Origin of the sequence: Streptomyces sp. NPDC004609 (assembly GCF_042873655.1) — a bacterium.
Taxonomy (GTDB): domain Bacteria; phylum Actinomycetota; class Actinomycetes; order Streptomycetales; family Streptomycetaceae; genus Streptomyces.
Genome location: NZ_JBIALS010000008.1, coordinates 175,176 through 197,371, shown reverse-complemented (window position 1 = coordinate 197,371; position 22,196 = coordinate 175,176). Strand labels below are relative to the sequence as shown.

Annotated in this window: 22 protein-coding genes; 10 read left to right on the top strand and 12 right to left on the bottom strand. The window is 71.3% G+C overall.

Translation table 11 applies throughout. From position 1 onward, the window contains the following. Window positions 1-4: 4 nt before the first annotated feature. The 3 genes from ACFYT4_RS11225 to ACFYT4_RS11215 all read right to left on the bottom strand — a co-directional run bounded on the left by ACFYT4_RS11225 (window position 5) and on the right by ACFYT4_RS11215 (window position 1,732). On the bottom strand, window positions 5-481 hold the full coding sequence (locus ACFYT4_RS11225; protein WP_389267288.1) for a succinate dehydrogenase hydrophobic membrane anchor subunit: 477 nt from the start codon (window positions 479-481) through the stop codon (window positions 5-7). Window positions 482-489: 8 nt separating this feature from the next. After that, window positions 490-870 carry a succinate dehydrogenase, cytochrome b556 subunit gene (gene sdhC, locus ACFYT4_RS11220; protein ID WP_389267287.1) on the bottom strand — a complete coding sequence of 127 codons (381 nt, stop codon included), beginning with the start codon at window positions 868-870 and terminating at the stop codon, window positions 490-492. Window positions 871-1,222: 352 nt separating this feature from the next. Continuing rightward, window positions 1,223-1,732: a 2-oxo-4-hydroxy-4-carboxy-5-ureidoimidazoline decarboxylase gene (locus ACFYT4_RS11215; RefSeq protein ID WP_389267286.1), complete on the bottom strand. Its 510-nt coding sequence runs from the start codon at window positions 1,730-1,732 to the stop codon at window positions 1,223-1,225. A gap of 609 nt (window positions 1,733-2,341) precedes the next feature. Here ACFYT4_RS11215 and ACFYT4_RS11210 point away from each other — a divergent pair. The 4 genes from ACFYT4_RS11210 (at window position 2,342) to ACFYT4_RS11195 (ending at window position 7,449) form a co-directional block, all read left to right on the top strand. Further along, on the top strand, window positions 2,342-3,841 hold the full coding sequence (locus tag ACFYT4_RS11210) for a glycoside hydrolase family 20 protein (protein ID WP_389267285.1): 1,500 nt from the start codon (window positions 2,342-2,344) through the stop codon (window positions 3,839-3,841). Between the two features lie 531 nt (window positions 3,842-4,372). Then, the gene (locus ACFYT4_RS11205) at window positions 4,373-5,026 is read left to right on the top strand and encodes a hypothetical protein (RefSeq protein WP_389267284.1); all 654 of its coding nucleotides are present in this window, start codon (window positions 4,373-4,375) and stop codon (window positions 5,024-5,026) included. Between the two features lie 516 nt (window positions 5,027-5,542). After that, complete coding sequence (locus ACFYT4_RS11200; RefSeq protein WP_389267369.1) at window positions 5,543-6,436, top strand: RNA polymerase sigma factor; 894 nt, start codon at window positions 5,543-5,545, stop codon at window positions 6,434-6,436. Beyond that, a complete protein-coding gene (locus ACFYT4_RS11195; RefSeq protein ID WP_389267283.1) occupies window positions 6,436-7,449 on the top strand; it encodes a hypothetical protein in 1,014 nt (337 codons plus the stop codon). The genes ACFYT4_RS11200 and ACFYT4_RS11195 overlap by 1 nt, the downstream gene beginning before the upstream one ends. A 388-nt stretch (window positions 7,450-7,837) precedes the next feature. Here ACFYT4_RS11195 and ACFYT4_RS11190 read toward each other — a convergent pair whose 3' ends face one another. Then, the gene (locus ACFYT4_RS11190; RefSeq protein WP_389267281.1) at window positions 7,838-8,809 is read right to left on the bottom strand and encodes a peptidoglycan-binding protein; all 972 of its coding nucleotides are present in this window, start codon (window positions 8,807-8,809) and stop codon (window positions 7,838-7,840) included. Window positions 8,810-8,955: 146 nt separating this feature from the next. Between ACFYT4_RS11190 and ACFYT4_RS11185 the strand changes: the two genes are divergently transcribed. Together ACFYT4_RS11185 and leuE are read left to right on the top strand one after the other, a co-directional pair. Further along, window positions 8,956-10,539, top strand: a complete 1,584-nt coding sequence (locus ACFYT4_RS11185) for a methylmalonyl-CoA mutase (RefSeq protein WP_389267280.1) — start codon at window positions 8,956-8,958, stop codon at window positions 10,537-10,539. Window positions 10,540-10,719: 180 nt separating this feature from the next. Further along, complete coding sequence (gene leuE / locus ACFYT4_RS11180; RefSeq protein ID WP_389267279.1) at window positions 10,720-11,406, top strand: leucine efflux protein LeuE; 687 nt, start codon at window positions 10,720-10,722, stop codon at window positions 11,404-11,406. Window positions 11,407-11,617: 211 nt separating this feature from the next. On the opposite strand, the gene ACFYT4_RS11175 is transcribed toward leuE, so the two are convergent. Continuing rightward, on the bottom strand, window positions 11,618-12,076 hold the full coding sequence (locus tag ACFYT4_RS11175) for a MarR family winged helix-turn-helix transcriptional regulator (protein ID WP_389267278.1): 459 nt from the start codon (window positions 12,074-12,076) through the stop codon (window positions 11,618-11,620). A 33-nt stretch (window positions 12,077-12,109) separates the two neighbouring features. Beyond that, the gene (locus tag ACFYT4_RS11170) at window positions 12,110-13,390 is read right to left on the bottom strand and encodes a glycosyltransferase 87 family protein (RefSeq protein ID WP_389267277.1); all 1,281 of its coding nucleotides are present in this window, start codon (window positions 13,388-13,390) and stop codon (window positions 12,110-12,112) included. Between the two features lie 730 nt (window positions 13,391-14,120). On the opposite strand from ACFYT4_RS11170, the gene ACFYT4_RS11165 reads away from it, so the two are divergent. Further along, window positions 14,121-14,966 (top strand): NAD(P)H-binding protein, encoded by an 846-nt coding sequence (locus tag ACFYT4_RS11165; protein WP_389267276.1) that lies wholly within the window; start codon window positions 14,121-14,123, stop codon window positions 14,964-14,966. Window positions 14,967-15,462: 496 nt separating this feature from the next. Here ACFYT4_RS11165 and ACFYT4_RS11160 read toward each other — a convergent pair whose 3' ends face one another. Together ACFYT4_RS11160 and ACFYT4_RS11155 are read right to left on the bottom strand one after the other, a co-directional pair. After that, complete coding sequence (locus ACFYT4_RS11160; RefSeq protein ID WP_389267275.1) at window positions 15,463-15,891, bottom strand: hypothetical protein; 429 nt, start codon at window positions 15,889-15,891, stop codon at window positions 15,463-15,465. Window position 15,892: 1 nt separating this feature from the next. After that, on the bottom strand, window positions 15,893-16,138 hold the full coding sequence (locus ACFYT4_RS11155; RefSeq protein WP_389267274.1) for a hypothetical protein: 246 nt from the start codon (window positions 16,136-16,138) through the stop codon (window positions 15,893-15,895). 307 nt (window positions 16,139-16,445) lie between these two features. On the opposite strand from ACFYT4_RS11155, the gene ACFYT4_RS11150 reads away from it, so the two are divergent. The 3 genes from ACFYT4_RS11150 to ACFYT4_RS11140 are packed head-to-tail and all read left to right on the top strand — an operon-like array spanning window position 16,446 to window position 17,672. Beyond that, entirely contained in the window at window positions 16,446-17,246 is an 801-nt protein-coding gene (locus ACFYT4_RS11150) for a Scr1 family TA system antitoxin-like transcriptional regulator (RefSeq protein ID WP_389267368.1), read from the top strand. Beyond that, a complete protein-coding gene (locus ACFYT4_RS11145) occupies window positions 17,236-17,451 on the top strand; it encodes a DUF397 domain-containing protein (RefSeq protein WP_389267273.1) in 216 nt (71 codons plus the stop codon). The genes ACFYT4_RS11150 and ACFYT4_RS11145 overlap by 11 nt, the downstream gene beginning before the upstream one ends. Beyond that, window positions 17,451-17,672, top strand: coding sequence for a DUF397 domain-containing protein (locus ACFYT4_RS11140; RefSeq protein WP_389267272.1), 222 nt, complete (start codon window positions 17,451-17,453; stop codon window positions 17,670-17,672). Before ACFYT4_RS11145 ends, ACFYT4_RS11140 begins: the two co-directional genes overlap by 1 nt. A 98-nt stretch (window positions 17,673-17,770) precedes the next feature. On the opposite strand, the gene ACFYT4_RS11135 is transcribed toward ACFYT4_RS11140, so the two are convergent. The 4 genes from ACFYT4_RS11135 to ACFYT4_RS11120 all read right to left on the bottom strand — a co-directional run bounded on the left by ACFYT4_RS11135 (window position 17,771) and on the right by ACFYT4_RS11120 (window position 22,043). Beyond that, on the bottom strand, window positions 17,771-18,061 hold the full coding sequence (locus tag ACFYT4_RS11135; protein ID WP_389267271.1) for a dihydrofolate reductase family protein: 291 nt from the start codon (window positions 18,059-18,061) through the stop codon (window positions 17,771-17,773). 225 nt (window positions 18,062-18,286) lie between these two features. Further along, complete coding sequence (locus ACFYT4_RS11130; RefSeq protein ID WP_389267270.1) at window positions 18,287-19,246, bottom strand: threonine/serine dehydratase; 960 nt, start codon at window positions 19,244-19,246, stop codon at window positions 18,287-18,289. A gap of 461 nt (window positions 19,247-19,707) precedes the next feature. Continuing rightward, entirely contained in the window at window positions 19,708-21,027 is a 1,320-nt protein-coding gene (locus ACFYT4_RS11125) for an alpha-2,8-polysialyltransferase family protein (protein ID WP_389267269.1), read from the bottom strand. Next, entirely contained in the window at window positions 21,027-22,043 is a 1,017-nt protein-coding gene (locus ACFYT4_RS11120) for a glycosyltransferase family 2 protein (RefSeq protein ID WP_389267267.1), read from the bottom strand. The genes ACFYT4_RS11125 and ACFYT4_RS11120 overlap by 1 nt, the downstream gene beginning before the upstream one ends. Window positions 22,044-22,196 lie beyond the last annotated feature (153 nt).

Genomic DNA, 22,196 nt, shown 5'->3' with positions numbered 1-22,196 from the left:
GGCTCTAGCGGATGTTCGGGTCGAAGGTGAAGATCACCAGCGTGCCCAGCAGGATGGTGAACACCGTGGCGGTGTACAGCAGGCCCTTGAGCCACAGGCGCGTGTTCGGGCGCTCGGCGTAGTCGTTGATGACGGTACGCAGGCCGTTGGCGCCGTGCAGCATCGCGAGCCAGAGCATCAGCAGATCCCAGACCTGCCAGAACGGGGACGCCCAGCGGCCCGCGACGAACGCGAAGCCGATCTTGGAGACGCCGCCGTCCAGCACCAGCTGGATCAGCAGATGGCCCAGCACCAGGACCACCAGCACCACGCCGGACAGGCGCATGAAGAGCCAGGCGGCCATCTCGAAGTTGCCGCGGGTGGAGCGCGGGGTCCTCCCGGTGCGCTTGCGGGGGGCCTCGATCAGAGGGGCCGGGTTGTCGGCGTCGTAGCGTGTGCCGCTCTCGACGGGACCGATCGCGGAAGAGGTGTCAGCAGACATGTCCGGCGTCAGCTCCCGAAGACTTCACGAAAGGCGTGTCCGAGGACGGGGTAGAGCGCACCCGCCATCAGCACGATCCAGATTCCCATCACGGACCAGAGCATCTGCTTCTGGTAGCGCGGGCCCTTGGACCAGAAGTCCACCGCGATGACCCGCAGGCCGTTCAGGGCGTGGAAGAGAATCGCGGCCACCAGGCCGTATTCGAGAAGCGCGACGATCGGCGTCTTGTAGACGGCTACGACCTTGTCGTAGTCCTCGGGTGAGACGCGGACAAGAGCGGTGTCCAGCACATGGACGAACAGGAAGAAGAAGATGAGGACGCCGGTGACTCGATGAGCCACCCAGGACCACATTCCTTCCCGGCCGCGGTACAGCGTTCCAGCCGGCACGGATGACCCTCCGGGAGCGGGGACTGGGGCCGGCCGGCTTGGGGGGTCGGTCTGGCCCGGCCGGGTACGGTCCACCGGCCCCGGCCATCGTAGCGACGAGTTGTCGGTTCGTTCGCGCGGGGTCCATAGGTGTGATCAAACAGGCAATCAAACAGCCTCGGACGGGCTATCGGGAACCCCTCGGACCAGCCGAATCGGTCCTGCGGAAAGTTGGCCGGTTACCGTTCACCCGTTCGTATCGGCCCGGGGGTGCGGGGGGCGCCGCGCCGGGCCCGCCGCCCGCCGCGCGGGGACCCGTGCGTGCGCCCCGCCTGCCCCGGCCCGGCCTGCGGGAACGGCCCGCCGGGAACGGTCAGCGGGGCGTGCCGGCGATGCCCGACTCCGGGTGTCCGGCGACCGCGTGCGTGAGCCGCGAGCGGGCGAGTCCGCGCAGCTCCTCGGCGGAGACGGCCCGCTCGTCGTCGGGATCGTGTGCCAGCCGGGTGCGGATGCCCGCGAGGATCTGGTCGAGGTACTCGTCCGGCCGGTAGGCGTCCAGGCAGATCACGAACGAGTGGCCGAAACGGCTCTCGTACGCGGCGTGGGCGGCGGCGAGCGCGGTGTGGGCGGCCTGGGGCGCGTCCGCCTGCGCCCCGGCCGGGTACTCATCGGCCAGCGCCTCGCCCAGATCGGCGGGGGAGAGGTCGTAGGCGGCCTCGTCGGCGGCGGCGAGCAGGGAGCCGAGATCCGGGTACGGCCGGTGGGCGGCCACCCGCTGGGCCCAGCGGAGGCTGCCGCAGCAGGCCAGCAGGGTCGCGACGGCGCTCTCCCTGGGCGCGTCGTTGAAGCGCTCCAGCCCGGCCGCCACTCCAGTGCGCCGCACCGGTGGCCGCGGTCCTTCCTGGGCCCGAGGCTGTGAAGGTAACGCGGCCGGGCGGGCGGCATGGCCCTGGTGGTGGAGTGCCGGCGGTCGCTTCGGGAGGCCGTCGGGGGAATCGCGGGACAGCGTGGGCTCCTCGAAAACAGAACAGCGGTACCGCTGGGAAGGGAGAGGTGGGTGAGACATCACGCTATCGACGTGCGCGAGGGGCTGTCCGACGGATGCGCGATTTTCACCCGGACGGGAGAGTTTCAGCTCATGTGATAGACGACTTGAGGGGCATTTAGCAGAATTTACGCCAAACGCGGAGGTATGTACGTGATGCGCCACTCAGCGTGGGGTCGACTGGACGGGCCCGATTCCGGCTCCGGGCGTGTCGCGGGTTCCGGACCCCACTCCGGTACGGGTTCCGGTTCTGGCTTCGGAGCGCCGACAGGGGCCGGTCGGGGGGCCGGGGGCGGGTTCGGGCGTGTCGTGGGTTCCGGGGCGGGTTTCCGCGGTCGGCGGGTGCCGCTGTCCGGGCGCCGCAGTGCGGTCGCCGCCTTGGCGACCGTGTTGGCCGCGGGCCTGGGCGGGTGCTCCTCTGGTTCCGGGACGGAGTCCGTTTCCGTCATGGGCACCACCCCGTCGGCCGGCACCTCCGCCCCCCGCTCCACCGCACCCTCGGCCTCCGCGACGTACCCCCTCTCCACCGCGCCCGCGACCATCCCCGCCGTACGCACCCATGAACCCGCCCGCGGCCCCGGCTGGCGGCCGGGGCCCGGGACCGGGGTCGTCGTCGCCCGCGGCAGCGAGGCCCTCGCGGACGAGGGCAGGCTGCTCGCCGGGGAGCTGAAGACCGTCTACCGGGGCGTGGTCCCCGCCCGCGCGGGCGATGTGGAGCTGGCCCTCGACACCGCCCGGAAGGGCGGCCCCGAGTCGTACACCGTCCGCACCTCCGGCGGCCGGGTCGTCATTTCCGGCCCCGCCGAGGCGGGCGTCTTCTACGGCACCCGCACGCTCAAGCAGGCCGTGCGCTCGGGCGGCGCGATGCCGGAAGGGCTCGTACGGGACGCTCCCGGCCGCCCGCAGCGCGGACTGATGGTCGACACCGCCCGCAAGAACTTCACCGCCGCGTGGCTGGAGGCCCGGCTGCGCGAGATGGCCGACCTCAAGCTCAACCAGCTGGGGCTGCACTTCTCGGACGACCAGGGCTTCCGTATCGAGTCGCGGACGCACCCCGAGGTGGTCTCCCGCGAGCATCTGACCAAGGCCGAGGTCCGGCGCGTCCTCGCCCTCGCCGACTCCCTCCACATCACCGTGGTCCCCGAGATCGACTCGCCCGGCCATCTCGGCGCCGTCCTCGCCCCCCATCCGGAACTCCAGTTGAAGGACGCGGAGGGCGATCCGGTGAGCGGGGCCATCGACATCGGCAACCCCGCCTCCGCGCGGCTCGTGGACCAACTGCTGCGGGAGTACGCGGATCTGTTCGACGGAGCGTACTGGCACCTCGGAGGTGACGAGTACCAGGCGCTGACCCGGAAGAACCCCGAGGCGTCCTTCCCGGAACTCGCGGCCCTCGCCCGGCAGAAGTACGGCCCCGAGGGGCGGATCCAGGACCTGGCCACGGCCTGGGTGAACGACCGCGCGGCCGTGCTGCGCCCCCTGGGCAGAAAGCTCAGGGCGTGGAACGACGGATTCTTCCGGGGCGGTGTCGTCACGGTCGACAAGGACATCACGGTCGCCTACTGGACCGGCAAGGAGATCGGCGCGCGCCCGCCGGAGGAGTACCTCGCCGAGGGCCGCAAGGTCCTGAACTTCAACGACGAGTACCTGTACTACGTCCTGGGCGAGCCCAACGAGTTCTTCTACCCGACCGGGCAGCGCATCTACGAGCAGTGGACACCGCTGGTGCTGCGGGGGACGCGCCCGGTCCCGGCGAAGTACTCGGCCCAGATCCTGGGCGGGAGTTTCGCGATCTGGTGCGATCTGGCGCAGTCCCAGACACCGGAAGAGATCGCCCGGGGCATCGCCCTGCCCCTGCGCGCCACGGCCCAGAAGCTCTGGGACCCGCGCACCCCCACCAGGAGCTGGCAGGACTTCGAGAACCTGGCGAACCGGCTGGGCGGCTGAGCGGTACCCCGTCGAATCCGCACTTCAGCGTCATTTTTGCGGCGGCGACCGGCCTCGGCGGCGTCCGGTTCCCTCTGGTCCCGCCGCCCTGTCCGGGCGCTCGCGCCCGGTCTTCGGCCGCGGAGCTCCCGCGAGCGGGTGGCGTGCCGGAATCACCGGCTCGCGCGTTGTCCCGTTCCGGCGCCGGATCGGAGGGCGCGCACCCGCGGGCCCGGTGGAGGTCGCGGTGTGAGCCCGCCCGGGGGTGTGCGTGCTCACACCGCGCTGCCCGGGGCTCGAACGGATCCACAAGGGCTCCGCAAGCCACGTTCCGGGTGGCCCGAATGTAACAGAGGTGTGGCGCAAGTGTGTGCGACCGGCGCTCGATTGATGAATGAATACGAGGACGTCCGGCTCCGCGGAACCCATGGCGGCCGATGCCCCGGAAGGGGTACTTTGCGCCAAGCGCCTTTGGGTTTGCCGTAAATGAGCCATGGGGCGCGGTAGTTCGCACAGGGAGTGACATGCTGCGTCCGCGATGGGAGGCGTCCTGTGACGTCGAAGTGCCTGAGGGAACGGATCGCGCAGGCGGATGAGCGTGGCCTGGCCGCGAGCGGGCTCGCGTGCCTGGAACGCTGTCTGCCGCTGATCTCGTCCGACGCCGAAGCGCTGCGCCCGCTGTGGGCCGGTCTTGCGAAGGGTGCGGAGGACTGGTCCACGGGCCTGGCGAAGATCAGGGACCCGCTGATGAGTCCCTCCGTCCCGGGCGAAGGTGGCAGTACGAGCCGAGAGGATGAGTCAGGCGAAAGCGGCATGCGGGATGAAGGGGTCGTTCTGGTGCGGCGGATGCTGGCCACCGCGCCCCCCGTGTGGACGGCCGGCGTCCTGCGCGCCTGGGCGGACGCGTGCTCACTGGCCGCGCTCGAACTCCACCACCGCTTCGACGCCCGCTCCGCCCCGCCCGCCCGCGCCGCCGGCGCGGGGGAGCCGGCCGATGTCACCGGTCTGCTCAAGGGCTGCCGCGAGGGCGCGTCCGAGGGCGCCGGTCCCCTGGTCAACGGCGAGCTGCGGCGCCAGATCCGGGTCCTGGAGATCCTCGCCGGTACCGAGGGCGGTGTCGGGCTGAGGCAGGCGCTGGTCGTGTCCACGGAGGGGCAGCGGGTACTGCGCGCGGTCGTCTCCCGGCGCGCCCGTGTGAAGCGCTGAGGCGGCGGAGGGTCCGTCGGGTGTCGCGGACCGTCCAGATGGTGCGGATGTGTCAGATGTCCCAGGTATGTCAGGTGGGTCAGGTATTGCAGGTGTGTCAGGTGTGTCGAATCATCCAGGTGTCCCGGCCTTCTCGGCCGTCCCTGGTCTCGCACGAAGATCCCGGAGTGTGCGTCCCCGTTGTCAGAAGCAAGCGCAAGAGCCCCGCGTGTGATCACGCGAGGGGCATCACCGAGGTTCACGCGGTGCCGGAGGCGGCACAGGGAAGGACGACCGGGGCCGCCACCCCCCACAGGAGAGGCCTCGGTCGTCCTTCGACGGGGTCGCTGTGCGTCCCCGTACTCCACTCAGCGCCGGGCGGGCGTTTTCTGTCACACCCCCCGGAGTCGGCATATTGTTGCAAGTTGTACAAGCCATGGACGTAGCCCCTTGGAACGACGTAGCGTGCTGACTCGCGTACGACGGGCGCAGGCCACTGCAGTGGTGACCAGCTGCGATTCGGAACAGGTAGAGGTAGTGCTGGGGGACGACGCGGAGCTGACCGCCGCGGTGCTCGCGGCTCAGGACGGGGACGAAGGCGCCTTCCGTACTGTGTACCGCGCGGTGCACCCGCGGTTGCTCGGCTATGTGAGGACGCTCGTCGGCGAGCCGGATGCCGAGGACGTCGCCTCGGAGGCGTGGCTCCAGATAGCCCGCGACCTCGACCGGTTCAGCGGAGACGCGGACCGCTTCCGCGGCTGGGCCGCGCGGATCGCCCGCAACCGCGCCTTCGACCACATACGGATGCGGGGGCGCCGCCCCGCCGTCGGCGGGGACGAGACCGAACTCAACGGCAGGCCCGCCGAGTCGGACACCGCCGACGAGGCGATGGAGGCCCTGGCCACCGGAAGCACGATGGCGCTCATCGCCCGGCTGCCGCAGGACCAGGCCGAGGCGGTCGTGCTCCGTGTGGTGGTCGGCCTGGACGCCAAGAGCGCGGCCAAGACCCTCGGCAAGCGGCCGGGAGCCGTCCGTACCGCCGCCCATCGCGGACTCAAGCGGCTCGCCGAGCTGCTGGGCGCCGATGATTCGGAGGGTTCCAGTCCGCCGCTGCCGGCACACCGCCGCCCGGACGGCCGCTCGCGGCCGGAAGGTGACGATCCGGCCGATGGATCCGACGGGTCCGGCGGCCCCGGGTACGGGTATCCGCCTCCGGGGGCGTACGGTGCGGACGGCGCCGGACCGGTGGACGCGAACGACACCGGTACCCCGCAGGGGCCCTGCCGTGCCGACGGGGCGGACACGGGCGCCGGTCCCGCCGGGCACGGCGCGGATCTGGACGGCGTACCACCACAGCGCGGTCCGGGGCCGGGTGCGACGGCACCCGCCGGTGTGACGCATTCCCGGCCGCGGACGCAGAAGGACATGTGATGGCCGACGAGCGGTACGAGTGGCTCGACAAGGAGACAGCGGAACGTCTGTTGCGCGGGGAGCCGGTCGGAGCCCTCGATGAACGCGCGCGTACCCAGGCCGCACGACTGAACAGGGCGCTGCACAGCGTCGCGCGCCCCCGTCTCCCCGGCTACCCCGACGACGGCGAGATGCCCGGTGAGGCCGCCGCGACGGCCGCCTTCCGCAAGGCCCGCGCGGATGCCCGCGCCACCGGGGGCCAGAACCTCGGGATCGTACGGCTGGCCGCCGCGCGCCGCTCGTCCTCGGGCTGGGGCCGGCCGGTCCGCTTCGGCGTGGTGGCCGTCGTCGCCGGGTTCGCCTTCGGCGGGGTCGCGGTCGCGTCGGGCAGCGGGCTGCTGCCCTCGCCCTTCGGCGGCTCTCCGGGGCCCAGGAGCACGGTTTCGGCCAATCCTCCCGGCCCGCTGGCGTCCGAATCGCCCCAGGGGCGCGCCGAGACCCCGCCGGGCGCGGTCGGCCCGTCCCCGCCGATCCCTTCGCAGAGCGGGGGGCCCGGCAGCGAGGGCAGCGACACCGATCCCCCGGGTCCCAAGGGGAAGAACGGCAGGGACAAGAAGAACAAGGACAAGAAGAAGCAGCGCAAGGCCGAGCTTCATCAGAAAACGCTCGACGCCTGCCGGGAGTACCGCAGCGGAACCATCGATCCGGAGCGCCGCAGACGCCTGGAGATCACCGCCAAGGGCGAGAGCCGGGTGGACCAGTTCTGCGACAAGCTGTTGCGCAAGTCCGACGGCGACGGCGACAACGGTGACACGGAGAAGAAGGAGAAGAAGGAGAAGAAGGACAAGGACAAGGAGGGGGAGGGCGGCGGCAACGCCACCAGCGAGAGCAACAACAGCGGCAACGGCAACGGCAACGGCAATGCCGGCAACGGCACCAACGGAAACCGCGGTGGCAGCAACCAGAGCGGTGGAAGCAGCCAGATCCACTACGGGGATTCCTCCCACCCGGCGGACGGCTTCCCGGCCGCGTAGCGGCCCGGCGGCCCTGTCCGGCAGCGCCCGAGCCCGCTGCCCGCCGATCTCCGCCCTCCGCCTCCGCTCCCTTCGTCACCACCCCGCGTCCGGTCTCCCCGGACCCCCGCCCACCCCCGGACCCGGGCCGCGTGCCTCTCGAACCCCTGAGTGGTCCACTGCGCCCCCGGCGCACCGCAACCCCCTGACCAGCCGTTTCTCCCGGCCCGTCAGGGGGTGTGACGTTTCTGGGCCGTTCGGCGCAGTAGAGAGTGAGCCGACTGGTCATCGGCAGCGCCAGGAGCCGGGGTTCCCCCCGTACCTGCGGCTGGGCGCACATGGCGCGGGCGGGACACGTTCCCCCGGTCCCGCCCGCGCCCTTCTCACCGCCTCCGGCGGGCCCCGGCCCTCACCAGTGGACGACGACCTTGTCGCCCTTGCGGACCTGGTCGAAGAGGGAGGCCACGGCACCGCGGTCCCGGACGTTCACACAGCCGTGCGAGGCACCGTTGTAGCCGCTGGCCGCGAAGTCCGCCGAGTAGTGCACCGCCTGTCCGCCGCTGAAGAACAGGGCGTACGGCATCGGGGTGTCGTAGAGCGTCGAGACATGGTCCCTCGACTTCAGGAACACGGAGAAGACGCCCTCGCGGGTCGGGGTGTACTGCGAGCCGAAGCGGACGTCCATCGTCGACTTCACCGTGCCGTCGACGACCCACGACAGCGTGCGCGTGGTCTTGCTGATGCACAGCACCCGGCCGGTCAGACAGCGCGGGTCGAGCTTCACGGACGGCTTGTTGACGGTCTTTCCGGCCAGCTCGTCCTTCGTCGGCCGCTTGGTCATACCGAGCAGCCGCTGCCAGGTGACGGTGTCCGTCCGCCCCGTCGCGGTGAGCCCGCGCTTGCCCTGGAAGCCCTTGACCGCGTCGGCCGTGATCTGCCCGTACGTCCCCGTCGGGGTGTCGTCGAACCACCCGATCTGCGCGAGCCTGGCCTGGAGTTCGCGCACCTTCTCGCTCCGGGAGCCCTTCTCCATCAGGACCTCGGCCGGGGCGGGTGTCGCCGTGGCCGACGGAGACGGGGAGGTCTCGCCGGACGGCTCGGCGGACGGCGTCGCCGCCTCCGGCGTGGCCGTCGACGGCTCCCGTGCCGCTCCCTCGGCGGTGGCCGCGCCGCCCGGCTTGTCGTCGACCGCCGTGGACGGCCGGTCGGGGCTCTGCGCGGAGCAGCCCACGGTCACGGCGAGCACGACGGCCGCGGCGAGCGCCCGGCCGACGACGGCGGACCCGCGCCGGGCCCGCGTGCCGGGGCTCCTGCCCGTTCCATCCGTTCCATCTGTTTCGCGCACTGTGTCCGCCCCCTGGGCTCCGGTGGTGATCGGCATTCGTCCCCCTGTCCGTCCCTCTGCTGAACAGAGGGACGGACACCCTGCTTGGTTGCGCATTCCCGCGCATGATGGGGAAGAAGTTGTGAAAACGACACCTGTGAGCCGCTCCGGGCGGCTCGGCGTGCGAGGCGGGAGGCGGAGAGATGCCGGCGCGTGAGTCCGAGTCGGGACTGCCCATCGAGCCGGTCTACGGACCGGAGGCGCTGGAGGGCTGGGACCCGGCCGAGAAGCTGGGTGAACCCGGCGCGTACCCCTATACCCGCGGTGTCTACCCCTCCATGTACACCGGCCGGCCCTGGACGATGCGCCAGTACGCGGGCTTCGGCACGGCCGCCGAGTCCCATGCCCGCTACCGGCAGCTGATCGCCCACGGCACCACGGGCCTGTCCGTCGCCTTCGACCTGCCCACCCAGATGGGCCACGACTCCGACGCCCCGGCCGCGCACGGCGAGGTCGGCAGGGTCGGGGTCGCCATCGACTCCGTCGACGACATGCGGATCCTGTTCGGCGGAATCCCGCTGGACCGGGTCTCCACCTCGATGACGATCAACGCCCCCGCCGCCCTGCTGCTCCTGCTCTACCAGCTCGTCGGCGAGGAGCAGGGCGTCCTCGCGACCCATCTCACGGGCACCGTCCAGAACGACATCCTCAAGGAGTACATCGCCCGCGGCACCTATATCTTCCCGCCCGAGCCCTCGCTCCGACTGGTCGCGGACAGCTTCCGCTACTGCCGGGACGAGATGCCCCGGTGGAACAGCATCTCCATCTCCGGCTACCACATGGCGGAGGCCGGGGCCTCGCCCGCGCAGGAGATCGCCTTCACCCTCGCCGACGGCATCGAGTACGTCCGCACGGCCGTCGCGGCGGGCATGGACGTCGACGACTTCGCGCCCCGGCTGTCCTTCTTCTTCGTCGCCCGGACGACGATCCTGGAGGAGGTCGCCAAGTTCCGGGCAGCGCGGCGGATCTGGGCGCGGGTGATGCGCGAGGAGTTCGGGGCGCGCGATCCCAAGTCGCTGATGCTGCGCTTCCACACCCAGACCGCGGGCGTCGAGCTGACCGCGCAGCAGCCCGAGGTGAATCTCGTACGGGTGGCGGTCCAGGGCCTCGCGGCCGTCCTCGGCGGCACCCAGTCCCTGCACACCAACGCCTTCGACGAGGCCATCGCCCTGCCGACCGACAAGTCCGCCCGGCTGGCGCTGCGCACCCAGCAGGTGCTGGCGTACGAGACGGATGTGACCGCCACCGTCGACCCCTTCGCCGGTTCGTACGCCGTCGAGCGGATGACGGACGACGTGGAGGAGGCGGCGCTCGCCCTGATGCGGCGGGTGGAGGACCTCGGCGGCGCGGTCAGCGCGATCGAGCACGGCTTCCAGAAGAGTGAGATCGAACGCAGCGCCTACCGCGTCGCGCAGGAGACCGACAGCGGCGAGCGGGTCGTCGTCGGCGTCAACCGCTTCACGCTCGACGAGGAGGAGCCGTACGAGCCCCTGCGCGTCGACCCGGCGATCGAGGTACGCCAGGGGGAGCGGCTGGCCCGGCTGCGGGCGGAGCGCGACCAGCGGGCGGTGGACACGGCCCTGGCCGCGCTCACGGCGGCGGCGACGGGCACGGACAACGTCCTCTACCCGATGAAGGACGCCCTGCGGGCGCGCGCGACGGTGGGGGAGGTGTGCGACGCGCTGCGGGCCGTGTGGGGCACCTACATTCCCGCGGACGCGTTCTGACCTTCCCCGCCCCGCCGACCCGCTCCGCCAACCCGCCCCGCCGACCCGCTCTGCCGACCCGCCCCGCCGACCCGCTCCGCCAACCTCGCCCGGCTCAGCGGCACCTCCCGGCTTCCCCGCCCCGGACCTCTCACCGAAACGCAAAGCGGAATGCCGTAACCATGTGCGACACTCCGGCTCATGCTGGGTGTAACCGATCTGCCGACCTATCTGGTCGGCCTGGTGCTGATCGTGCTGCTGCCGGGGCCCAATTCGCTGTACGTGCTCTCGGTGGCGGCCCGCCGCGGTGTGCGTACGGGATACCGGGCCGCCGCCGGAGTGTGGGTCGGGGACACCGTGCTGATGGTGCTGTCGGCCGCCGGTGTCGCCTCGCTGCTCACGGCGAACGACCTGCTGTTCGGGATCGTGAAGTTCGCGGGCGCGGGCTATCTGACCTGGCTGGCGTTCGGGATGCTGCGGGCGGCGTGGGCGATGTGGCGCTCCCGGCGCGAGCCCGGCCCCGAGCCGGCCGCGGACGGCTCCGCCGCCATGCCGGGCGCCGGCGCCGCGAGCCCTCCGGGGCCCGCCGAGCGGCCGTTCCGCAAGGCGCTGCTGATCTGCCTGGTCAACCCGAAGGCGATCCTGTTCTTCATCGCCTTCTTCGTGCAGTTCGTGGACCCGGCGTACGCCTACCCCGCGCTCTCCTTCGTGGTGCTCGGAACGCTCGCGCAGATCGTGAGCGTCCTGTATCTGACCCTGCTGATCTTCACCGGTACCCATCTCGCCGCGGCCTTCCGCCGCCGCAGGCGGCTGTCGGCGGGAGCGACCTCGGCGGCGGGCGGGCTCTTCCTCGGTTTCGCGGTCAAGCTGTCGCTCACCAGCGCCTGAGGGCGCCTGGCGCCTTCCGTGCCCGAGGCGTCCTTCCGGACCGGTGGCGGGACCCGCGGTGGCGCGGGTGCGGGACGGGGAGCGGGGGTGTGGAGACGGTGCCGGGCGGGAAGCGGCCATGGCGCCGGATGCCGGACCGGGCGCCGGACCGGGCGGTCCGGTGGAGCAGGCGGGGCCGGCGGAGGGAGCGGGTCCGGTGGACCGGCCGCTGTCAGTGGTGCCAGGCCCGGCCGCCCACATTGTGGATCATCCGCTGGAGGACCTTGAGGGTACGGACGTACTCCTCGTCCTCGATGCCCTCGTGGATTCCGGCGCGCACGGCCCGCTGGCGTTCCGCGGCCCTCGCCTGGAGCCCCGCGCCGGAGGCGGTGGTGCGCAGCAGCCCGTCCGGGCCGAGGGCGACGAGGTCCCGGCCGAGAAGGGTGTCGATCTCGTCGCCGATGGCGGGACCCCCGACACCCAGGTACCCCTGGAGGAACCCGGCCAGTTCGGTACGGTCGCGGCCCTCCGGGGACTCGGCCAGCTGGCTCAGCACCCACCACTGCGGCTGGCTGAGCCCCAGCCCGGCGAGTTCGGCGCGGATGTGGGTGACGACCGCGTCGTGCGCGGCCCAGCTCCAGTAGCCGATGGGCTGGCGCACCAGCCCGGCGTCGTCGTGTGAGTAGTCCATCCGGCGACCGTAGGAACTCAAGTGCGCTTGAGGTCAAGCCTCTGTGGGATCGGCTCCGCCGGAGGGCGGGGCCGGGGACGGGGGCGCCGCCGGGGCCGGCACGGGCTCGTCCGCGGTGGCCGCGCCGACCGCCAGCAGCGTCAGCACGGAGCACAGGACGTACACCCACCCGAGCAGGGCGAGATGCGCGGGAAACCCGCCCCCGGCCGGAACCCCGCTCCCCGCGCCGAGGCCCTCCTGGAGCCGGGTCAGACGCGGTACGACCCGGGCGGCCGTCACCACCGCCCACGCGCCGAGCGCCATCCGGCTCGGCAGGCTCCGCCGGCCGGGCCCGTGGGCCAGCCAGATCATGGCCGGCAGACACCACACCCAGTGATGGCTCCACGAGATCGGGCACAGCACCAGACCCGTGAGCTGCACCGTCACCAGGACGGCCAGCGGATCCCGCCGCCGGGCCGCCGCCCACAGCGCCCACCCGGCGAGGGCGGCCAGCGCGAGAGCCGCCGCCAGCCACACGGGCCCGAACCCGGCGTCCTGCCCGAGCGACCTGCTGAGCGCCCCTCTGAGGGACTGATTCCGTACGGAGGAGACGCGGCCGACGCGGTCCGGGTCGACGACGAGCGTGCGCCAGTACCGGGAGGACTCCCGCGCGGTGAGCGCCCACGCCAGCGCCACCGTCCCCAGGAAGACCCCGGCCGCCCAGGCGGCCGCCCGCCACTGCCGGGTGAGCAGCAGATACGCGCCGCTGATCCCGGGTGTCAGCTTCACCCCCGCGGCCACCCCGACGGCGGCCCCTCTGCTCACCGACTCGCGCGCCGCCGTGAGCCCCCACAGGACCAGCGCGCCGAGGATCAGGTTGACCTGCCCCAGATCGAGCGTGTGACGCACCGGCTCCAGCCACAGCGCCCCGCCCGCCCACAGCATGATCCGCTCCCGGCCGAGCCGTCCGCCGGGCAGCAGCCTGCCCGCGCAGCCGACGATCACCGCGAGCGCCGCCACCGAGACCGCCTGCCACAGACAGGCCGCGACGGCCCAGGGCAGGGCCGACACCGGCAGGAAGAGCAGCGCGGCGAAGGGCGGATACGTGAACGGCAGCGCCGGGAACGAACCGCTCGTGAACAGCCGGAAGTCGTACAGCTGCCCGTTCAGCACCCGGGGCGCGGCGGTCCAGTACACCCGCAGATCCAGCATGTCCGGGCGGGTGACGGCCACGGTCAGCACATGGGCGGCCAGCGAACAGAACAGCAGCAGGGCGGCATGGCCCACGGCCCACCGGCGTAAGTCCCGCAGGACGGTGATCGCTCGGATCGTCATGTCCGTGGTCCTACACGCCCCCGCGCCCAGGACCCGGTGCCCTGGCCGGACCGGCACCCCAATGGCGGTCTGGGCACGGTGAACCGGCGCGGACGAGGGCGTTTCTGGCCACCGTGCGCAGGGCCGCCGACGGGAACAGCGGCACCACGACGACGAGCACCACGAGCGACGCGGTCATGCCGTGGGGGCCGAGGGGCCGGGGCCGCCGCGCGGGTGGGACGCCCACGGCGCCTCCCGCCCCCGCCGCTCCTGCCACCCGTCCCGTTCCCCGTACCTGTCCGGCTTTCCGTGCCCCTGCGGCCCGACCCGCCCGTCCTGCGCGCCCCGCCCGTCCTGCGCGCCCCGCCCGTCAGCACGGCGCAGTCCCGCACGCTCGGGGTCACCGCGTGCTCGCCAGGCGGTTCAGCTCCCCCAACCCGGAGGTAGTTGAGCTCTTTAACCAAGAGGGGGGCGTAGCCCCGGCATCCCGTCGGCCGGGATCAACTCACCGGACCGGGCCCACGGGACCTTTCCCGGCCGATGGACCGCCCCACCGGTCCGATCCGCCGGGCCCGCGGCGAGCGGCCGACCGGAGTGACCGCCGGGGCAGACGGGGCGACCGCCCGGGCAGACGGATCGACCGCCCGGGCAGACGGATCGACCTCGCGGCGGGCGTGTGCGAGACGGACGGACATCGAATCGAGACGAACAGCCATCCTCCGGTCGCCGCTGTGCCGTTTCACTGGATCACATGACACCTTCCGATTCCTCCACCCAGCTCCCCGTCCTCGTCCTCGGCGGCACCGGCAAGACCGGTCGCCGGGTCGCCGAACGACTGCGGCGGCGCGGCGTCCCCGTGCGCGCCGCCTCGCGGTCGGGTGCGGTCCGGTTCGACTGGTCGGACGAGAAGACCTGGGGCCCGGCCCTGACCGGCGTCCACGCCGTCTACATCGTCGACTCCCAGGGCCCGCGGGTGGCCGACGAGCTGACCGCCTTCGCCGCCGCGGCCGTGGCACACGGCGTCCGACGCCTGGTGCTGCTCGCGTCGCGCGCCTACGCGGAACTCGACGACGGCAGCGGCACCCTCCTCGCACCCGAGCGTGCCGTACGGGAATCCGGGCTGGAGTGGACGATCCTGCGGCCCACCTGGTTCGCCGAGAACTTCACCGAGCTGGCCGAGTTCTCCGCCCTCTTCACCGAGGGAGAGCTGCGGCTGCCCACCGGCGAAGGCCGTGAGCCCTTCGTCAGCCTGGACGACCTCGCGGACGTCGCGGTGGCCGCGCTCACCGAGGACGGCCACGCCGGACAGATCTACCCCCTGTCCGGTCCGCGAGCCCTGACCATGCGCGAGGCCGTCGCCGCCATCTCGTCCGCGACCGGCCGGCCCCTGCGCTACACCCCCCTGACCGACGACCAATACCGCGAGGAGCTGGCCGCCGCCGGCTACCCGCCCGAGTACACCGACCTGTTCATCGGGCTGTTCCGCCACATCCGGGAGAGCGGAAGCGCGGAACTGTCGGACGGCGTACGGCGGGCGCTGGGCCGTGAGCCGCAGGACTTCTCGGAGTACACCCGCCGCACGGACTTCCCGGAGTAGCGCCGAGGGGCACCATCCCTCCGTCGTACGCGTTCCCGGTCGGCGGCCCGGCCCGCCGCGACTCACCCCGGCCAGGACCCTGCCGGACGGGACGGAACCGGCCTCAAGGAGGCATGGCGCACGCCGGGTCTTCCTCGCCGGTGTCGTCGTCTTCGGTGCCACCAGTGTGCTCGCCGGTCTCACCGAAACGCGGGGGAGGCAGCCGGACGGGCGGCCCGCGCCCCGGCCGGGGAGTGGAGGCGGGGGCCTCCGGCCGGGTGCGGTGGATCAGGCGGTACGGGTCCGGCGCGCGGGCCCGGTACGGGTGCGGCTGGGTGCGGTCCCCAGCGGGTCCCGGGTCCCGGCCGTCCTGCCGGGACCCGGCCCGGCGGGACGTCGGCGGTGGGGCGGCCGGGACCCGGCCCGGATCCGGCTTCGTCACGGCGCCCGGTTCGGTGCCGCGTCCGGCCCGGATCCGGCCGGAACTCCGCCGGTTCCGGCCCGGGTTCGGCTTGGCTCAGCGGAGCCGGTTGTCGATTTCCGCCTTGAGTTGTTCGTATGCGGGGCTGGTGCGCATCGCGTCGTACTCGGGGTCGGAGAACTCGTAGGAGTGGCCCCCGGGATGCCGGGCGAAGAGGGTGCATCCGTCATTCGAGGGGCCGGGCCGCCCGTTGTCGGCGGGGCAGTCCGCGAGAACGGACACCCGGTCGGGCTCGTTTCCGTTCTCCCACCGGGCCCATACCTCGCCCCGGCTCGCGTCCGTGAGTTCGCGTACGAGGTCGAAATGCGGGCCCGTCGAATGGGACTCCAGACCGCAGCGCAGAGCCGTGATGACTTCCATCGGATGCGCGGGCTCGTCCGGAACGATGTCCAGGACGAGAACAATCAGCGGCAGCGGAAGCCGCGCCGTCGCCGCACAGATATGCCGGGGCCTTGTACCGGGCACGCTACCGTCCCTGCCGGCTCTGCGCGTTGGCCTCCGCGACCGCCGCGCTCATCGCGTCCGACTGAGCCGCCGGGCTCAGATCCTCGGGCAGCGCGTCCCACTCCCGCCCACCGTTCAGGGGCCTGAGCTGCACACGTAACCCCATGCGGTCCATCACCCGGCCCACCTTCCTCGTGGCCGCGTCCCGGACCACGTCCCCCGGCTCGGGCTCGTACGGATGCTCACGCGCACTTTCCTCAAAACTCATGGAAGTTGCCTCCTCAGTCCGTCTTCAACAGCCCTGAGAAGCTCCGGATTCCCCTCCGCGTAACCACCGCGCGGAACCCAATCCGGCGCGAGACACCAGAATCCTCCTGCCCTTATCAACTCCTCCAGCTCCGCCGATTCGAACGCGGAGGCAGTGTCTGTCGCGCGGTCCGTCATGGTCGTTTTCCGTGCCCTTCGATCCCTCGTTCTTTCTCAATCCCGGGACAACGTTCGGGCCATCTGGGTAGCCTCCGAAAGGGGGGACCGGTTGACTCCGTTCACGTCACCCACGGGAGTTGGAGAAGGTAATGGCCATGACATACGGCGAGTGGCTCAGGGAACAGCGGATCAAAGCGGGCCTGACGCAGAAGGAGTTAGCGGAAGCGGCCATCATGACGCGCACGCACATCGCGCACATCGAGGCGGGGCGCCGGGTTCCGTCGGAGGAGGACGCTAAGAGGCTTGACCGAGCGCTGAACACCGGCGACGTTCTGGCCAACTTCCGGCCAGGTGGAAGCGGAAGGCCGGTGGCCGGTCATTTCGAGGCGGCAAGACAGCTGGAACAACAGGCCACAGTGATCAGAGAGTTTTCTGTCAGCTACATGCCTGGTCTGCTTCAGACGAAGGCGTATGCGGACGCTGTCATGCGCACCGGCTTCCCACCGCTCAGCACGGAGGATCGTGACAGGGCCGTAGTCACTCGGCTTGAGCGGGCAGGCATTCTGGCCGACCCGGTGACGCCGGTCGTGTGGGTGCTCTTGGATGAGGCGGTACTGCGGCGTCCTGTCGGGGGCCCTGCTGTCATGGCTGAACAGCTCAACCACGTTGCAGACCTGGTGGAGCGGGACCGTATCCGCTTCTTCGTGATTCCCTTCGCAGTCGGGGGACACTCGATGCTGGAGAGCATGGCCACACTTATGTGGTTCGAGGATCAGCCTCCGATCGTCTACGTCGAAGCGCTGTACATGGGCAAGATTCACGAGACCGGGGCCCTCGTGGAGCGAATCCAGGCCCGATACGATCTCGCCCTGGGCGATGCACTTCCCCAGAAAGAGTCACTGACTCTCCTGAGGACTACAGCGAAGGAATATGGAGTCCATGAATCCTGAGCACATACTCTCCGATGCCTCGGTATTGACGGGCTGGCGTAAGTCGAGCCACAGCGGTTCGGACGAGGGCAGTTGCCTGGAGGTCGCGGATGGCCACGCGGGTGTGCCCGTACGAGACTCGAAGGTTCCGGACGGCCCGGGGCTGGTGTTCCGGGATGCTGCCTGGACGGCGTTCATCAGGAACCTCGACGGACTGGACGTCTGATGACAGTCAACCCAGCAAACCGCAACGCCCTGGCACTGGGCGGTTGGCGTAAGTCCAGTTACAGCGGGTCGGACCAGGGTAGCTGTGTGGAGGTCGCGGACGGTTACGAGGGCGTTCCCGTTCGGGACTCGAAGGTCCCGCAAGGCCCGGCTCTAGTGTTCCCCGCCCCCGCCTGGTCGGCGTTCGTCCGGCACATCAACGGCGAACAGCCCCTCACCTGAACCATCGCACCCCACGGGCCCCGCCACTCCCCGGAGCGGCGGGGCCCGGTCGGTCTCTCCCTGTCCCGCACCCTCCTTCGTTCGGGTGCGGGCCGTGCTCAGCGCCGCTTGAGCACGGCGTGGATGACGGCCGGGGAGCTGGCCACCTCCGTGACCTCGTAGCCCTGGATACCGGTACCGAGGTTGTCCAGGAGCCGTTCGCCGTCGCCGACGAGGAGCGGGGCGATGGCCAGATGCAGCTCGTCGATCAGCCCGGCGCGCAGGTACTGCTGCACGGTGGCCGCGCCGCCGCCGATCTGTACGTCCTTCCCGTCCGCCGCCTCGAACGCCCTCTTCAGGACCTCTTCGATCGTTGCGTCGGTGAAGTGGAAGGTGGTGCCTCCCTCCATGGGTAGATCCGGCCGGATGTGATGGGTGAGGACAAAGACCGGGTGGTGGTACGGCGGATCATCGCCCCACCAGCCAGTCCATGACTCGTTGGGCCTGGGTCAGCGTCCAGGAGGGGGGCGGTATTCCCACCCTTGCTCTCACGTCGAACGGGCCCCGGCGAACGCGACACACTGCGGAGGAAATCTTCAGGAGCCGACGGGTCCACCCCCTCCCGCCGCCCCCCTTCAGCTTTGGATAGAACGCTCATTCCAGCGCACCACGTCCTGCACCGTCGCGTTGCCGCCGCACACCACCAAGCCCAGCCGCGCATCCGGACCGACCCGTTCCAGGACGCGGCGGGCGGCCGGGAGGAGGCAGCCGGCGGCGGGTTCGGTCCAGAGCTTGGCGTGGTGGGCCAGGTCCAGGACGCCCTGCATGGCTTCCCCGTCGGAGACCACGAGAACGTCCTCGACGAGGGCCGAGACATGGTCGTACGTGAGCTGGGAGACGGCGGGTGCGCTGAGGGTGGAGACGACCGAGGACAGCTCGACCGGGACCGGGTGGCCCGCCGCGAGGGCCGCGGACATGGCCTGGGCTCCGGCGGTCTCGACGCCCCAGACGCGTACGCCGGGACGGAGCGCCGTGAAGGCCACGGCGACACCGGAGATCAAGGCGCCTCCGCCGATGCTGACGAGGACGTCGGTCAGCTCGCCGGCGTCCTCGGCGAACTCCAGACCCACCGTGCCCTGTGCGGCGACGACCACGGGGTCGTCGAAGGGGTGCACGAGGGACAGCCCCTCCGCCCGCAGCCGGTCCATCAGCGCGAAGGCGCCGTCCATGGTGTCCGTGAGGCGTACCAGCGCCCCCGCCGCCTCCGCGATCTCGACGGCCCGCGCGGGGGCCGACCGGGGCATGACGACGGTCGCCTTCACATCGAGCAGCCCGGCCATCACCGCCACCGCGATCCCGTGGTTTCCGCCGCTGACGGCCACCACTCCGGCCGCCCGCTCCGCCGGAGTGAGCGACAGCAGCTTGGCCGCCGCCCCGCGCGCCTTGAACGCGCCGGTGCGCTGGAGCAGTTCGAGCTTGGCGGTCACCGGGACCCCGAGCAGCTCGGACAGACCCGGGCTGGGCACCGTCGGCGTACGGACGACTCGCCCTTCGATGAGCCGGGCAGCCGCTTCCACATCCGAGAGGTCGATCATGCGTCCATCATCGGCCATGCGCGGGCATCCGCCCTGGTCCCGTCGCCGCGTCCGCGCCGTCGCCGATTACCTGGGAGGTAATTGTGTGACGTATGGGGCTCGGCGAGGCTTCTCGTACGGAGGACGAACGGTCCAGGACACCTGACACGTGTAGATGGACCGTTCGCCACGATCTGCACCAGGCGCTTCGATATGCCCCCTTTGTTCCGGGGAGTCCCCTTTCCCGGAGCCGGAGCGTTCGGTGCACCCGGCGGCGCGGTCTCGCAGGACCCGCGCCGCCGGGCCCTCCGCAACACCTTCTGGGGCGAGCCCCCGGGAATCCCGCTGAGACGGGCCCTCCGTTACACCGCCCGATCGGGCCCGCCGGAAACACCGCAACCGATCGGGCCCTCCCGAGCACCGCCCAGGCCGGACCCTCCCGAGCACCTCGTCGCGGTGGCCCCCCGGGCCCGCGGTCGCCGTCAGCCACGGGCCGCCCGCTTCAGGCGACGGGCCTTGCGGACGACCCGGCGGACCGCCGCGTGGCGGGGCACCGGAATGCCACCCGGCAGGCCCAGGGCGGTGAGGCGGCGGCGCTTGAAGTAGCGCAGAGTACGGGGGGTGAGATGGGCGGCGAGATACGTCTCCGCGGCCTCGCGCAGATCCGGGCGTATCTGGGCCTGCATCGCGTAACCGACCGCGTTCACCAGGCCGCTCAGCCCCTCGGGGACGGACAGGGGGCCCGCGACGCCCCGACCGAGGTCCGCGAGCTCCGGCAGCACCGCGTCCGTGATCGTCACCGGGATGCGGTTGCTGTTCTGGTACGGGGTCAGCCGCTCCAGCAGCTGTTCGGTTCCCACCCGGGCCGCGGGGATGCCGTAGAAGGTGCTCGCGGTGAACAGCGCCGTCGAGAAGCAGCCGGCGACCAGCGCGGGCCGCAGCCGCAGGTAGAGCACCTCGGCGAGCAGCGGCTGGTCCAGGACGGTCAGTTCGGCATCGAGCGAGGCGGCCTCGCGCTCCAGGGCGCGGGTCCAGGACGCGGGGGCGGTGGGGTGGGGCTTGAAGACGATACGGCGGTGGCCACGGGCGACCGCGCCGCGCACCATCCGCAGATGGAGGTCCTCCTCCTCCTGCGGGGTGAGGATGCCGAGCGCGGCCAGATACTGGCCCAGCAGCAGCGCCGCCCCCTCCTCGTACGGGCCCGGGGACGCCGCGTCCGACAGGTCCGCCACGACCTTCGTGAACGCCTCCGCCGGGACCACCCGGGCCTCGACACCGAACTCCGCGAGCAGCAGGGGCTCCAGACCCGGCACCAGATCCAGGTGGAACAGCCTGCGCACCCGCCCGCCGACGAGCGGATCGATCCGGTTGCGGGTGGGGCCGTAGCTCATCAGCCCGTCCGCGTAGACGTCCAGCGGCGCGTCCGGGAAGATCTGGGCGATCGACAGGGCCGGTGTCACCTGGAGTGACTCGACGGCCAGCTCGACCCGGTCGTCGCCGAGGTCCCACAGCATCCGCAGGTACCGTTCCCACAGCGGGACGTCGTCCCGGCGGGGTGACCAGCCGCCCGGGTGGAAGGGCGCGACGGTCTCGTTCCACGACAGCACGCCGTCGAACCGGCCGCGCAGCCGTTCGAAGCCCGGCATGGTGTCGAGGGACGGTGACGTCTCCGGCGTGGCGGCGTTGTTGGCGACCAGCAGCAGCCGCCGGTCCGCCGGGGCGAAGCAGCCACTGTCGATGGCGGCGGCCAGCGTGGCGGTGCCGTAGAGGGAGGAGGCGTAGAAGATCTGCGTCGTGGGCATCAGGCCGCGACCTCACCGGTGGGGCCGGTGGAGCCGCCGGCGGAGGGGCGCCTTCGGAGCCGCCGCAGCCGGGTCGCGCGTTCGGAATCCATGCCGGCGAGAACCTCCCGCAGAACGTCCTGCGGCATGCGCTTGAGCGCCGCAGCGCTGGTACTCCGCAATTTCCGGGCCACCGCGGGTTCGAGGTTCTCCACCCTCGCCAGGTGATGGCTGATCATCGCGCAGTAGGTACGGACCACTTTCGGCAGCAGTTGCGCCGCGTCCGGATCCTCGGCTGTTTCCTTGAGTATCAGATCGTATGCGACAGCGAAGTCGAGCTGGCGCCCGTCACCGACCTGAGTCAGCGAAGTCGGGATTCCGCGCCGATAAAAGATACCCAGCTCACTGATGGCGGCGAAAGATTCCGCTTTCCGGTGCAGCCGCCAGATCCACAGCCGGTCCTCCGCTGTTCGCAGTTCTTCCTGGAAATGCAGCAGACCCCGGTCCACGAGCCGGCGGTGGTACAGCCCGGCACACGGGAACGGATAGTCCACCGAGGTCGACCGGTTCGCCGGCAGGATGGCGTCGCGCGGACGCAGCACCTCGCCGCGCCGCGCGACGGGCACGCGGTGGATCGTGCGGGCGCTGCCGGTGCTCTGCACATGGTCGTTGCGGACGAAGTCGCAGCCCAGACGCTCGGTCGCGGTCAGCAGCCGCTCGAAGTGGCCGGGCGCGGTCCAGTCGTCACCGTCCAGGAAGGCGAGGTACTCGCCCTCCGAGGCGTCGATGCCGGTGTTGCGCGCCTTGGCGATCCCGCCGTTCCGCTCGTGCCGGATCAGCCGCGCGCCCGGGATGTCGCGGGCGCCGCGCTCCAGGATCTCCGGGGTCGCGTCCGTGGAACAGTCGTCGACCAGGATGAATTCGAAGTCGTCCCTGGTGTTGGCCTGGAGACTTCTGAGGGCGTCGGGCGCGTATGTCTGCACGTTGTAGAACGGCACGATGACGGAGAGTTTCACTCGTGCAATGTAGCGCGACATCCGGAAGGCTGCCCCCTGATGCTCCAGAGGGTCTCATAAGTTGCAGATGTCAGGGAAATTTTTGTCAATCTCTCTATCACGTAATAACTGCCGTGCCGTCGGGGCGAGTCTGTGTACCTTGCAGGAATCTCTGCTTTTCCTTCTCTTTACTTG